The organism is Rhodomicrobium sp. Az07 (assembly GCF_018619475.1).
Classification (GTDB): Bacteria; Pseudomonadota; Alphaproteobacteria; order Rhizobiales; family Rhodomicrobiaceae; genus Rhodomicrobium.
The window spans coordinates 98,098-110,676 of sequence record NZ_JAHFZG010000008.1; the positions used below are offsets into that span (position 1 = coordinate 98,098).

At 63.6% G+C, this 12,579-nt stretch carries 13 protein-coding genes; 9 read left to right on the plus strand and 4 right to left on the minus strand.

Features of this window, described 5'->3' with window-relative positions; genetic code table 11:
- The gene (locus KKP04_RS07930) at positions 1 to 414 is read left to right on the plus strand and encodes a hypothetical protein (protein WP_215028917.1); all 414 of its coding nucleotides are present in this window, start codon (positions 1 to 3) and stop codon (positions 412 to 414) included.
- A gap of 106 nt (positions 415 to 520) precedes the next feature.
- Positions 521 to 2,077 carry a murein biosynthesis integral membrane protein MurJ gene (murJ, locus tag KKP04_RS07935; RefSeq protein ID WP_215028920.1) on the plus strand — a complete coding sequence of 519 codons (1,557 nt, stop codon included), beginning with the start codon at positions 521 to 523 and terminating at the stop codon, positions 2,075 to 2,077.
- On the opposite strand, the gene KKP04_RS07940 is transcribed toward murJ, so the two are convergent.
- Positions 2,008 to 2,817, minus strand: a complete 810-nt coding sequence (locus KKP04_RS07940) for a TetR/AcrR family transcriptional regulator (protein WP_215028922.1) — start codon at positions 2,815 to 2,817, stop codon at positions 2,008 to 2,010. The two genes, murJ and KKP04_RS07940, sit on opposite strands and share 70 nt — an antisense overlap.
- Before the next feature lie 158 nt (positions 2,818 to 2,975).
- Here KKP04_RS07940 and KKP04_RS07945 point away from each other — a divergent pair, with 158 nt between their 5' ends.
- Complete coding sequence (locus KKP04_RS07945) at positions 2,976 to 3,989, plus strand: alpha/beta fold hydrolase (protein ID WP_215028925.1); 1,014 nt, start codon at positions 2,976 to 2,978, stop codon at positions 3,987 to 3,989.
- A 21-nt stretch (positions 3,990 to 4,010) separates the two neighbouring features.
- Here the strand turns inward: KKP04_RS07945 and KKP04_RS07950 are convergent, their stop codons facing one another.
- Positions 4,011 to 5,267 (minus strand): FAD-dependent monooxygenase, encoded by a 1,257-nt coding sequence (locus KKP04_RS07950; protein WP_215028938.1) that lies wholly within the window; start codon positions 5,265 to 5,267, stop codon positions 4,011 to 4,013.
- Between the two features lie 88 nt (positions 5,268 to 5,355).
- Here KKP04_RS07950 and tesB point away from each other — a divergent pair, with 88 nt between their 5' ends.
- Positions 5,356 to 6,222, plus strand: a complete 867-nt coding sequence (gene tesB / locus KKP04_RS07955; protein ID WP_215028941.1) for an acyl-CoA thioesterase II — start codon at positions 5,356 to 5,358, stop codon at positions 6,220 to 6,222.
- Between the two features lie 50 nt (positions 6,223 to 6,272).
- Here tesB and KKP04_RS07960 read toward each other — a convergent pair whose 3' ends face one another.
- Complete coding sequence (locus KKP04_RS07960) at positions 6,273 to 7,301, minus strand: biotin-dependent carboxyltransferase family protein (RefSeq protein WP_215028944.1); 1,029 nt, start codon at positions 7,299 to 7,301, stop codon at positions 6,273 to 6,275.
- Positions 7,298 to 8,053 (minus strand): 5-oxoprolinase subunit PxpB, encoded by a 756-nt coding sequence (pxpB, locus tag KKP04_RS07965; RefSeq protein ID WP_215028947.1) that lies wholly within the window; start codon positions 8,051 to 8,053, stop codon positions 7,298 to 7,300. Before pxpB ends, KKP04_RS07960 begins: the two co-directional genes overlap by 4 nt.
- A gap of 633 nt (positions 8,054 to 8,686) precedes the next feature.
- Between pxpB and KKP04_RS07970 the strand changes: the two genes are divergently transcribed.
- The 5 genes from KKP04_RS07970 (at position 8,687) to KKP04_RS07990 (ending at position 12,539) form a co-directional block, all read left to right on the plus strand.
- Complete coding sequence (locus KKP04_RS07970) at positions 8,687 to 9,100, plus strand: MucR family transcriptional regulator (protein ID WP_215029090.1); 414 nt, start codon at positions 8,687 to 8,689, stop codon at positions 9,098 to 9,100.
- 196 nt (positions 9,101 to 9,296) lie between these two features.
- The gene (locus KKP04_RS07975) at positions 9,297 to 9,824 is read left to right on the plus strand and encodes a PAS domain-containing protein (RefSeq protein WP_215028950.1); all 528 of its coding nucleotides are present in this window, start codon (positions 9,297 to 9,299) and stop codon (positions 9,822 to 9,824) included.
- A gap of 143 nt (positions 9,825 to 9,967) precedes the next feature.
- On the plus strand, positions 9,968 to 10,798 hold the full coding sequence (locus KKP04_RS07980; protein WP_215028953.1) for a HesA/MoeB/ThiF family protein: 831 nt from the start codon (positions 9,968 to 9,970) through the stop codon (positions 10,796 to 10,798).
- 271 nt (positions 10,799 to 11,069) lie between these two features.
- Entirely contained in the window at positions 11,070 to 11,552 is a 483-nt protein-coding gene (locus KKP04_RS07985; protein ID WP_215028955.1) for a Dps family protein, read from the plus strand.
- Positions 11,553 to 11,669: 117 nt separating this feature from the next.
- Positions 11,670 to 12,539, plus strand: coding sequence for a murein L,D-transpeptidase family protein (locus KKP04_RS07990; RefSeq protein ID WP_215028958.1), 870 nt, complete (start codon positions 11,670 to 11,672; stop codon positions 12,537 to 12,539).
- The last annotated feature ends 40 nt before the right edge of the window (positions 12,540 to 12,579 follow it).

The following is a 12,579-nucleotide window of genomic DNA, read 5'->3' on the forward strand; positions in this document are numbered from 1 at the left end:
ATGACCTCCCGCCTTTCCCTCCTCGTCGCGACAGCGATGATCGCAGTGCCCGCCGCGCCGGCGTTCGCCCAGGTCGCGGACTCCATCGGCTACATTGCCACCGCGCCGATTTCCGGCCTTCCGAACGGCCCCTACAGAAGCTGGAGCGACGATCAGAAGACCACCGCCTTCAAGCGCATCGGCGGCTTCTGCCAGTTTCTCTGCGTCGACTCGTTCGGCAACACGACATTCCCCAACGTTGCCGCCGCCGACCGCGCCCGCGCCGAGGCGAAGCTGTGCCTTCAGGCGTGCGTCGTGGGTCATCTGCCGACGGATTATCCGAACCGCGACGCGATGAAGCAGGATCTTCGCGTGGCCTACGATGCGGCGCGCAAGCGGGGTTCGGCGGCCGCCTGGCCCCTGCCGAAGGAATGACGCGCACAGCGCGCGGGCCTACCAACGCCGCCGCGCCGGAAAGCGCGCGCTTGCTTCGAGAGGAATCGTCGCCCATAGCTTTGTAAACGCACACTCCCGGTTGTAGATGAGCCTTTATCGCGGTTTTCTCACTGTTGGCGGTTTGACGGCCATTAGCCGCGTGTTCGGCTTCGTGCGCGACGTGTTGCTCGCCGCCGTGATGGGTACCGGCTGGGTGGCGGACGCATTTTTCGTCGCGTTCCGGTTTCCGAATCTCTTCCGCGCGCTATTCGCGGAAGGCGCGTTCAACTCCGCTTTCGTGCCGCTGTTCACGAAGCGACTGCGCGGCGAAGGCGACACGCGCGCCCGCGAATTCGCGGAGGAGGCGCTGTCCATTCTGCTCGTCGGCGTGACCGCGACCGTGATCCTCGCGGAAATCTTCATGCCGTATCTCGTCAGCGCCATCGCGCCGGGCTTCAGCGACGACCCAAAGAAATTTGAACTCGCGGTGCTGCTCACGCGCATCACCTTCCCCTACCTCGTCTGCATGTCGCTCGTGGCGCTCGCCGCGGGCGTGCTCAACGCGCATCAGAAGTTCCGCGCGCCCGCCGCAACGCCGATCCTTCTCAACCTCGTGCTGATCGCGGTGACGCTGTTCGCGGCGGCGAGCGGCTTCCGCGACCAGCCCGAAGGCGGGATCGTTCTGGCGTGGGGCGTGGCCATCGCCGGTTTCGCGCAGCTTCTGTTCGTCGCATGGGCCGCGCGCGGACTTGGCATGGATCTACGCTTCCGGTTGCCGCGCCTCACGCCCGACATGCGCCGCCTTGTGAAGCTCGCGGTGCCCGGACTTCTCACCGGCGGCATCAATCAGGTGAACATCTTCATCGGGACGATGATTGCCTCGCTTCAGGCGAGCGCGGTGTCGTATCTTTATTATGCGGATCGCGTGATGCAGCTTCCGCTCGGCATGGTAGGCATTGCCATCGGCGTCGTGTTGCTGCCGACGCTCACGCGCCACCTCGCCGACGCCGACGAAACCGCCGCGCTCGCGAGCCAGAACCGCAGCCTCGAATTCGCGCTGCTGCTTACGCTGCCCGCCTCGGTCGCGCTGATCATGATCCCTGATCCGATCATTCAGGTGCTGTTCCAGCGCGGCAGTTTCACTTCGGAAGCAACGCGGCAGGTGTCGCTCGCGCTCGCGGCCTATGCCGCGGGGCTGACGGCCTTCGTGGTGACGAAGGTTTTTCTGCCCGGCTTTTTCGCCCGCGAGGATACGGCCACCCCGATGCGGTTTGTTGCCGCCGCCGTCGCGGTGAACATCGGCGGCTCGCTCCTGATGTTTCCCTACATCGGCCATGTCGGCATCGCCATCGCGACCAGCCTTTCCGGCTGGACGAACGCGCTGCTTCTCATGATCACGTTGATGCGGCGCGGCCATTTCCGCTTCGACGACGCGCTGAAGCGCCGCGCGCCCCGCATCGCCGCCGCCAGTGTTGCCATGGGCGCCGCGCTTTACTGGCTCGAACCCGCGCTGGCGCCTTACTTCGCCGCCGACCGCTCGACCATGACGAAGGCGGGCGCGTTGCTCCTGCTCGTGACCTCGGGCGCTGCCGTTTACGCAGCAATTATCCTGTCCACCGGCGCTGTGCGGCTGTCTTCGCTCAGGCGGGCCATGCGCGCGTGAGTGTAGAGGCCGTCCGAGCGCGCCACATCGATCAGACTCATGAGCCTTTCGGAATCCGTGATTTCTATCGCGATGACGCCGGCGGCGAGCCGGATCATCTCACGGATTCCCGCCGCTTTCACTTCCTCGCGCCGCTCGGGCATGTCGAGATATTCGGCTGAGAGCGGAAGATGCTGCCTGATGATGTTTGCGGCAATCTCTCCGACGCCTGCATCGCTCACGGCGGGGATGAGGTTGAAAAGACGAATGTCGCGATAGAGGTCGATGGCCATCTGCTCGATCTCTTCCCTGAGCCGCCGCCTCTGCTCCGGCGACGGCCCGGTCGAGACGCTCATCCCGATGACGAAAGACTGGGGCTTCTCCGCTACGTAGTCGAAGAAGCTTTCCATGGTCATGCGCACGACGATGCTGGCCCTGATCAGGGATTTCTCCCATTCCTCCTCGTCGGGCCCGAACGGAACACGGGCCAGCGCATCTGCGGCGGCCGCCCTGCGAAACGCCTTCAGCTTCGGCCGCCAGACGCAAATCGTTCTTTCGAGCGCGGCGAAACAGAGTTCGTCGAAGCACGAAAAATGCCTGTAAAGGGTGTTGGGCGTCAGTTGCGCTTCCCGGCACACCTCGCGAAGCCCAAGCGCCGCGAAGCCGCGTTTTTCCGCCGCCAGCTTGACGGCCGCGTCGATGAGATCGGCCTTTCCGGAAGGATATTTCAGCGCCCCGCAAGCCGAATGGCTTTCTTGCATGCCCGCCCTCATTTTCCGCCCCCCCATGAGCGCCCTTTTCTTATGTTTTGTGAGAATTCGCTCGATTATATTTAGAGGCAAAAAGACGTTTTCGGGCCTTTTTGTTCCGTCGGCGGACGCCAACTATAGGAAAACAATCTGGGGCTGCGCAGACATTCATGACTCATTTCACGTCTCGCGGCGCCACCGGCCCGGAGCAATCGGCGCTTTTCGAACACGCGGCGACGGAATATTTGAGTAAAGCCGCAAGCGTCGATCCCATGCTCCTGCGGGACTGGCGGCAGCCGGGCGGATTTTATCGTCGCGTCCGCCGCGCTATCGGCTTCCTGCCCGGAATTCGTGCGCGCTCAACGACGGTGGACGGACACGAGCTTCGCTACTGGGACGCCGGTCCCGCCGACAAACCTGCGGCCGTGCTTCTTCACGGCTTTTCGGCTTCCAAGGAAAATTGGCTCAACGTCGTGTTCTTCCTCGCGCGCTTGCATCGCCTCCTCGTGCCGGACATCCCCGGCTTCGGCGAAAGCAGCTTCGTGCCGGAGGCTTCGTATCGTCTTGATGCGCAGGCGGAGCGACTTGAGGCATGGTTCGCGCAGACCGGCGCCGGCAGGGCTCACTGGATCGGCAGTTCGATGGGCGGCGCGCTCGCGGGGCTGGTCGCGGCGAAAAGCCCCGACCTCGTGCGAAGCCTCATCCTGATGGACAGCGCCGGCGTCGCGGGCGAAGGATTGAGCCCGTTCGAAGCGGGCCTCCTCGATGGCAGGAACGGCCTCATCGCCGAGAAGCCGGAGGACATGGAAGCGATCTTCAAGCTTCTTTCCGGCAAGAACGGCGGCGGCTTCCAGAATGCCATCCTCGCGGCGCTCGTGGCGCGCGATCAGATCGCCCGCGCGCCCGTCTATCGTCATCTTTTTCGCGAGATGATCCTGTCGCCCGAGCTTCCCGCCACGCACTGGGCGCCGAAAATCGCCGCGCCCACGCTCGTCGTATGGGGCGAAGCCGACAAGATCCTCGACCCGGCGGAAGCCAGCGTCCTGGCCAGCCTCATTCCCGGCAGCGAAATCCTCATGATGAAGGACGTCGGCCACCTGCCGATGCTCGAAGCGCCCGCGCGCACCGCGGCGTTGCTCAAACTGTTCTGGTCCCGCTTTGAACGCTCGGACGCCGCGAAATAAGTGCGCGGCTCGGTGCCAAGCTTAAAGCGCCTCGCCGCGCAAAAGCTTCGGCACCTCGCCCGTGCGGCCCGCCGCCTCGTTCATGAACAGCGTCTTCAGCCGCCCGATGCCGTCGAGTGTGCGCAGACCGGCATTGCGCAGCATGCGAAGGCCGGTCCAGTCGTTGGAGAAGAACGCGTTGAGCGCCGCGCCGGAAAAGGCCGAAGTCACGACATCGAACCGCCGCCAGCGCTCGTAGCGGCGAAGGATCGTCACATCGCCGATGTCGAGGCCGAGGCGCGCCGCATCGACGAGCGTTTCGGCCAGCGCCGCGACATCCTTGAGCCCATGGTTCAGCCCCTGCCCCGCGATCCAGTTCAGCCCATGCGCTGCGTCGCCGACAAGCGCAAATCGCGGCCGCACGAACTCGCGCGCGAGCACCATCGACAGCGGGAACGCCAGCGGGTTCGACAGAAGCGTCAGCGCGCCGAGTTCCGGCCCGAAGCGGCGCGACAACTCGGTCAGCACCGTTTCGCGATCCTGAGCGAGGATGCCGCGAGCAACGGCCGCATCCTCGGTCCACACGACCGACGCGCGATTGCCGCCATCGGGGGCCGTGGTCATGGGCAAAATCGCGAACGGTCCCGCGGGCAAAAAATGCTGCCACGCCGTGCCATTGTGCGGCCGCTCGGTGCCGACGGTCGCCACGATGCCCACCTTGTCCGACGGCCAGCTTTGCGTTCCGATGCCGATCGTCTCGCGCGCCGCCGAATTGCGCCCGTCCGCCGCCACGAGCAACCTTGCCGAGAGCGCCGCCCCGGACCGCAGCCCGATGGACACAACCTCATCGCGCGTTTCGAAATGGTCGATGGCGTCGGGCGCGAAGAAGGAGACGTTCGGCAGGCCTTCGAGCGAGGCGAGAAGCGCCGGAAGCAGCGCCGCGTTCTCGATGACATAGGCGGTCGGCGCGCCCGTGGGCGTATCGTCGGCGTCGAGGCCGATCAGGCCGGGCCGCACGGGCGATTCGAGCGGCGAATCGGTGAGCACGATGCGGCGGATCGGCTCCGCCTTGTCCGCGATCCGCTCCCATATGCCGGTCGCTTCGAGCATCGCCTTGGCGCTGGCCGTGAGCGCGACGGTGCGGGGGTCGGCGGTTGCGGCGGCGAGCGTGCGTTGCTCGATCACCGCGATGGCAAACGCGCCGGGCGCCGACGCTTCGAGCGCGCGCGCCAGCGCGAGCCCGACGAAACTTCCGCCACTGATGACGATATCGAACCGACTATTCTGAATCTCGCTCACAGCCAACCTCGCGTCAGGCTTCCGACTAACTTGACAGATTTCGAAGGAGGACCGTTATCTCGGATGGAGAAGCTTAGGAAGGGCACCCATGCCGGCGGTCGATCAACTTCTGTCGATACTCGATCTTGAACAACTGGAACACAATCTGTTCCGTGGGCGAAGCCCGCAAAACGGCTGGCAGCGCGTTTTCGGCGGTCAGGTGGTCGGCCAAGCGCTCACGGCCGCCTATCGCACGGTCGAGGATGAAGACCGCGTGGCGCATTCGCTGCACGCCTATTTCCTGCTCGGCGGCGACCCGAAAGTGCCGATCGTCTATCACGTCGACCGCATCCGCGATGGCGGCAGCTTCACGACGCGGCGCGTGACCGCCATTCAGCACGGGCGGCCGATCTATACCATGGCGGTCTCGTTCCACGCGCCCGAGACCGGCTTCGAGCATCAGGTCGAGATGCCGAAAGTTGCCCAGCCGGAAGATCTGCCCTCGGAAGAAGAATTGAAGGCGCGCCTGCTGCCGATTCTGCCCGAAGTCATGCGCCTTTATTGGGAGCGGGACCGGCCGATCGAGCTGCGCCCGGTGGACCTTTCGCGCTTCTTCTGCAAGGAGAAGGTCGAGCCAAAGCAATATATCTGGTTTCGCGCGAACGGCGCGCTGCCGGACAATTTCCGGCTGCATCAGTGTGTGCTGGCTTACGCGTCGGATTTTTCGCTGCTCGACACGGCGCTCGTGGCGCATGGCCGCTCGCTGTTCGAGCCGGACCTGATGCTCGCGAGCCTCGACCACGCCGTGTGGCTCCATCGCCCGTTCAAGGCAGACGAGTGGCTGCTCTACGCGATGGACAGTCCGAGCGCGCAAGGCGCGCGCGGCTTCTGCCGGGGCAGCATCTTCTCGCGCGACGGCACGCTCGTCGCATCGGTGGCGCAGGAAGGGCTGATCCGCGAGAAGGCCGCGAAGTAGCTTCGCAAAGCTGACAGCAGCGATGCGATGCATCGCGCCGGAGACATCGCTCAGATCTCGCCGGATGTCACGCCGCCGATGAGGTTTTCGCCGAGAAGGCGTTCGGCGGTGATTGCGTGGTCGGGCGCGGGGCGAAGGCACGACGCCAGCGCGGCCAGCCACTCGGCGCGGGCTTTCAGCACTGCTACCGCCTCTTCGCGGCCGACCTCGGCGAAGCGCACCGCCATGCCCGCCGCAAGCCGCCCCGCCGCCGCGATGTCCGCACCGATCACGGTCGCGATGCGCGGATAACCGCCCGTCGTCTGCCGGTCAGGGAGCAGCAGAATCGGCTGCCCGTCCGGCGGAACCTGAAGCGCACCCGCCGTCGTGCCCTGTGGCGACACCTCCCCCGGCTTCGCGCGGTCGAGCGCCGTTCCTTCGAGGCGCAAGCCCATCCGGTCCGACGCGGGCGCAACCGTATATGCGGCGCCGAGCAGCGAATCGAACGCACGCTCCGTGAAATAATCGGCGTTCGGTCCGCGCATGACGCGAAGCTTTTCCGGGGCGTCGAAACGCGCGTCGAGGAGAAGCGGCGGCGCGCCGGGCGCGGTTCCCCGCATCAGCGCAATCGCATCGCCTGCCCGGAGCACGCGGCCTTCGATACCGCCGAGCCGGGCGCGCGTGTAGGTCGAGCGGCTGCCGAGCACAGCCGAGATGGCGAAGCCGCCCGCCGCCGCGATGTAATAAACCGCGCCATTTTTCGGTGGCGGAAACCGCAACACCTCGCCGCGATGCGCCATGAAGCTCCGCAGCGGCTCGGCCGACGACGGCGCCCTTTCCCGTTCGATACGGACCGGCGCGGCGCAGCCCGCCACGGCGAGCGTCACGCTCTCCGCGTCGACGCGCAGGCGCAGCCCCGCACCCATCACCTCGATTGCGGCGCTGTCCGGCGCGTTGCCCGCAAGGATGTTCGCCGCCGCGAGCGCCTCCGGATCGAGGGCGCCCGACACGGGGACGCCGAATCGCTGCCAGCCTTCGCGCCCGCGATCCTGGATGGTCGCCGCGAAGCCCGGTTCCACAATAGTCAGCGCGGGCCTCACGCGACATCCTCGGGCTTGGGCATCCAACCCTCGGCGACACGGGCGCGCAGCGTTTCCGATTCGCCCGCGTCGATTGCCCTGAAGCGCACGCGGTCGCCGGGCCGAAGCAGCGGCTCATCGCGCCTCGCCATGTCCCACATCGGCACGGGCGTCCATCCGATGAGGTGCCAGCCGCCGGGGCTTTCGAGCGGATAAATCGCCGTCATGTCGGCGGCGATGGCAATCGATCCGGCGGGAATGCGGGCACGCGGCGTGGCCCGACGCGGCACGCGCAGTCGCTCCGGCAGTTCGACGAGATAGGCGAAGCCCGGAAGGAAGCCGAGCATGGAAACGACGTAGGTTTCGCTTGCATGCAGCCCCGCCGCTTCCGTCTCCGAAAGCCGCGCCGCGCGGGCGATATCGCCCAGGTCCGGCCCGGAGGCGCCACCATAGACGCAAGGGATTATCCACAGGCGGGAGGCGGCACCCGTTCCGAGCGGCGTCGCGCACGCCGATTCGATGGCCGCGACGAGGCGTTCCTTCGACAGTACAAGAGGATCGTAGGAGATCGTGAGAGAAGTGACGGCCGGTATGCTTTCGCGATAGCCTTCGAGATGGCTGCCATGCAGCCGCTCCGAGATCTGAAGGATGGCAAGACTGATCGATTTGCTGTAGCCAGCACCGAAATCGACGAGGATGGCACTTTCGCCGCAGTCATATACCTCCGGATTCAGGAGTGACGGGGGGGCGACAACTCTGTCTTCTGCTGGCATATAGGTGTGACCCCAAGAGCTTAAGCGGGCCGGGTCGGAACGGGAGGTGCAACCGTTGCAACCGCTTGCGCAATCCGCGACGATAATGTCTTCGCACAACTTTCGATGAAGTTAGTTTTCGGGCGAAACCAATACAATCGCATCGTGTCAATCGAAGTGAAATCAACCCTCAACGAAGCGGTGGCTACCGAAGCAAGAGGGCAATATAGGGCCTGAGCCGGAAGTCGAGCCTGTATCTTTCCCGCAACGGCATACAACTTCTCGGGGCATACGCGCGGGCGATTCGGGCGCATCATGAATACCACCGCGTTACAGCTGCGACATTGCGTACACATGAAGCAGAGTTTTCCATCTGAACGAAACGGTCCTGTTTTCCGGAAGAAGCACTCAATCTGCGTACAAAATTTCAGTCGGATTCCTTGAATGAAATCTTGAGTAGCGCCCTTCACATGATATATAGCATGTATTCCGTTCAAATCCGAAAGGCAGACGATTGTGAAACAAGCAAATAAGGTCAAGGATCTCGGCACAAGACGCAAATCCGAGCCGCGCTGGCTTGACAAAGCCGAAATCCAGAGCAATTCCTACAAAGGATTGGAAAGTGCAGCTCAAGGCCGTACCAGGAGCCCGCAAATGCTTGATGAGAAATTCGAGAATAATGAGCTTGTAGAATTCACAACCCAAATCGTTTCTGCCTATGTCAGCAATAATGCGGTCGTGGCGGGGGATTTGCCCAGCCTCATCGGCGAGGTCCACTCGGCCCTTAATCGTGCGTCGTCCAATGTCGTTCCTGTGCCGAAGGAAGAGCTGAAGCCAGCCGTCGCCGTGAAGAAATCATTGACGCCCGACTACATTATCTGTCTGGAAGATGGCAAGAAGTTCAAGTCGCTGAAGCGGCACTTGCGCACGCATTATAATATGTCCCCCGAAGAATATCGGGAAAAGTGGGGTCTGGAGCCAAATTATCCGATGGTCGCCCCGAAATACGCCGAAGCTCGCTCCAATCTTGCGAAGAAGATGGGCCTCGGTCAGCGCAAGGGCCGCTAAGGCACGTTTTTTGCCGGCCCTTCCTTCCTCGCCACCTATTGCAGCCGCTGCTCCGCCCCTCGAACACCTCTTCTTTGATTTGAGGGGCGCAGCCCGGTTCGAATGACTTGCGCTGCAACATGCAAATCACCGATAGTTCGCGAAACATGGTGGTCGGCGCTGGTGGCGGACCTGCGCGCGGACATCGGAGGGACGGATGGCTTCGGAAATCGCTTTCCGGGCGCAGGTGATCATGCGCGAGCAACAGGAGCTTTACGGCTATTGGCGGGCCTGTGCGCAGTCGCGTCCGCTGCCGTCACGCTTCGACATTGATCCGATTGCGATTCCTCACCTTCTTTCGGGCTTGAGTCTTCTCGATTGCGGCGACGACATCGAGTCGCTGCGCTACCGGCTCGCCGGTACGCGAGTCGGCCAGATCTACGGCGCGGAGATCACCGGACGCGCGGTATTCGACATCGGCTTTCAGCACAAACGAGACTATTGGCGTGCTGTTTATCGCAGCGTGATCGATCAGCAGTTACCGATGCAAGGAACCGTGCGCGGTCCCGCCGCCGGTCGCGAGCATCTGCTGCTGATCTGGTTGCGGCTGCCGTTGAGCGGCCTATCGGGCAAGGTCGAGCGCATCCTCGGCTACGACGCCGCCGTCCCCGCCACCTTCGCGCACGCTGCGCCGCAGGCGCACATCGTCGGGGAGCGGGTCGAGAAACGGCGCGCGCGGCTTTAGCGCCATGATGGGAGGTCGGACCTTGACCACGCTGACCATACGCGACGAGACGACAGACGAATAAAAGCGGGCGGCGCAATCGCGACGACTAACATGGCCGCGATCTACGCATAGATTAGGCGCGCCACCGGCCGACAAGGAACATGACAAACCTCTCGCCCGAAGAAATCGAGCGTTACAAGCGCCATCTGCTCGTCAAGGACATAGGCGGACAGGGGCAGCAACGCCTCAAGGCGGCGCGCGTGCTGGTCGTGGGCGCGGGCGGGCTCGGCTCGCCTCTCCTGATGTATCTCGCGGCGGCGGGCGTCGGTGCGCTCGGTATCATCGACGACGACCGCGTTTCGCTCGGCAATCTTCAGCGGCAAATCGCCTATCGCACCGACGACATCGGCGAGCCGAAGGCGGAGCGCGCGGCGGCGCTCGTGCGCGCGCTCAACCCGCATGTGGAAGTCGAGGCGATGCCGTTTCGCCTCACCGCCGAAAACGCGCTTTCCATCGTCTCGCGCTACGACATCGTGGCCGATGGCTCGGACAATTTCGCCACGCGCTATCTGGTGAATGACGCCTGCTATTTCGCGCGGAAGCCGCTCGTCTTCGCGGCGCTCGGCCAGATGGAAGGCTACGTCTCCACCTTTCGCGCCTTCGAGGCCGACGAGGCGGGGACGCCGCGCCCGAGCTATCGCGACGTTTTCCCAGAGCCGCCCGCGCCGGGCGAAATCCCGAGTTGCGAGGAAGCGGGCGTGTTCGGCCCCGTGGCGGGCGTGATCGGCACTTTGCAGGCGGTGGAGGTGGTGAAGGCGATCCTCGGCCTCGAAGGCGCGCTCATCGGCAGGCTCCTGATCTACGATGCGCTCGCATGCCGGTTTCAGACCATCGCGCTGAAATGGGACCCGCAAAATCCGCTGACGGGGCTCGCGCCTTCCATCCGAGACCTGTCGGTTCACGCCGCCGCCGCATCCGGAAGGCTCGCGTGATCGCGAGACCCTCGCTGCCAAGTTTCCGTTAGAAGATGAACGGCCATACCTCACAAAGCGTGACGGCGAGCATTATATTCCCTCGGAGACTGGTTCGGTCAGAACGACAGACCGGAAAACGGTCTCTCGTTGAGGGTTTGGAGACGGTTCAGTGATCAGCTCGATCAAGGCTGACCGGATACGGCTCCTGCGGATTTTCCAAACTGGTTCATCGGCATGAGTCAGGCGCTGGAGCCGCCTTTTCGATCTCATTCACCTGGAAGGACATCATATGAAACGCGCACCGCAAATCAACATCGGTATCCCCGAAGAACAGCGCGAGAAGATTGCGAACGGGTTGTCGCACCTTCTTGCCGATAGCTACAGCCTCTACCTCATGACGCACAATTTCCACTGGAATGTCACGGGGCCGATGTTCAACACGCTCCACGTCATGTTCATGGAGCAATATACCGAGCAGTGGAACGCGCTCGACCTCATCGCGGAGCGCATCCGCGCGCTCGGCTTCCCGGCACCCGGCACCTATGCCGAGTTCGGCAAGCTGACATCGATCAAGGAAGTGGCGGGCGTGCCAAAGGCGCTCGACATGGTTCGCTACCTCGTCGACGCGCAGGAGGCAACCGCCCGCACGGCCCGCGATCTGTTCCCGCTTCTCGAAGAGGCGAACGACCAGCCGACCGCCGATCTCCTGACACAGCGCCTCGACGTTCACGAGAAGACCGCGTGGATGCTGCGTTCGCTGCTGGAAGAGTAGTCGCGGATCGATTTTTCGGAGCGTGGGTCGCCTCACGCTCCGAAGCATCCTACCTGTCGATTTTAAGAAAAAGTGTTATAAGTCTGCGTCTCGCCGCCTCTTGATCGTCGGAGACCGATGCAGGTTCTTATCTCGATTTTCCGGGTTTCAGTCGCAGGCGCACTTGCCGGAGCGCTGACCGTTCTGACGCTGACGCTTTGGCCGGACCTCATCCGGCGCGGCGAAGAAAACCTTGTTCGCGTCCGTCTCGCCGTCTACGACGCCCAACGCCTTCTTTACGCGAAGCTTGGCTGGCCGCTTCCGGGCACGCCGGATCTTGGTCGGCTCGACGAACGGCTTGCTGAAAAGGGCGTCGCGCGGGGCGCGCCGGTCTTCATCCGCATCTTCAAGCGCGAGCGCGAACTCGAACTCTGGATGAAGAGCGGAGACCGTTTCGTCCTGTTCGCGTCCTACCCTGTTTGCCGCTATTCGGGCGGACTTGGCCCCAAACTCCGCGAAGGCGACCGTCAGGCGCCCGAGGGATTCTATACGGTAGGGCGCAGCCAACTCAATCCGAACAGCAGCTATCGCCGCTCCTTCAATCTCGGCTACCCGAATCTCTACGATGCCGCCAACGGCCGCACGGGTTCATTTCTCATGGTGCATGGCGCCTGCCTCTCCGTGGGTTGCTATGCCATGACCGACCCGGTGATCGATGAGATATGGGATCTCGTCACCGCTGCTCTCGATGGGAGGCAGAAACGCTTCAGCGTGCATATCTTTCCGTTCCGGATGACGGAGACGCAATTCGCCGTCCACAGTTCGGATCAATGGGACGGGTTCTGGCGAGACCTGAAGAGGGGGTACGATCTTTTCGAGGCGTCGCTCACGCCGCCGCAAATCGGCGTTTGCGCCAAGGCCTATGTTGCAAGAAGCGGGGCGCCGGGGAGTCTCGGCGATCTTGCCTTGGCGGAACGCTGTGACCGGGAAGCCAGTCAACGCCCGTGAGCATGCTCACGCCTTGTCTCGTCCTGCAAGTTCAGGACCG

Coding starts and splice junctions, on each gene's coding strand:
- KKP04_RS07980 (WP_215028953.1), top strand. CDS start 9,968: ATGACAAACCTCTCGCCCGAAGAAATCGAGCGTTACAAGCGCCATCTG.
- KKP04_RS07975 (WP_215028950.1), top strand. CDS start 9,297: ATGGCTTCGGAAATCGCTTTCCGGGCGCAGGTGATCATGCGCGAGCAA.
- KKP04_RS07930 (WP_215028917.1), top strand. CDS start 1: ATGACCTCCCGCCTTTCCCTCCTCGTCGCGACAGCGATGATCGCAGTG.
- murJ (WP_215028920.1), top strand. CDS start 521: ATGAGCCTTTATCGCGGTTTTCTCACTGTTGGCGGTTTGACGGCCATT.
- KKP04_RS07945 (WP_215028925.1), top strand. CDS start 2,976: ATGACTCATTTCACGTCTCGCGGCGCCACCGGCCCGGAGCAATCGGCG.
- KKP04_RS07990 (WP_215028958.1), top strand. CDS start 11,670: ATGCAGGTTCTTATCTCGATTTTCCGGGTTTCAGTCGCAGGCGCACTT.
- KKP04_RS07985 (WP_215028955.1), top strand. CDS start 11,070: ATGAAACGCGCACCGCAAATCAACATCGGTATCCCCGAAGAACAGCGC.
- KKP04_RS07940 (WP_215028922.1), bottom strand. CDS start 2,817: ATGCAAGAAAGCCATTCGGCTTGCGGGGCGCTGAAATATCCTTCCGGA.
- pxpB (WP_215028947.1), bottom strand. CDS start 8,053: ATGCCAGCAGAAGACAGAGTTGTCGCCCCCCCGTCACTCCTGAATCCG.
- KKP04_RS07970 (WP_215029090.1), top strand. CDS start 8,687: ATGCTTGATGAGAAATTCGAGAATAATGAGCTTGTAGAATTCACAACC.
- tesB (WP_215028941.1), top strand. CDS start 5,356: ATGCCGGCGGTCGATCAACTTCTGTCGATACTCGATCTTGAACAACTG.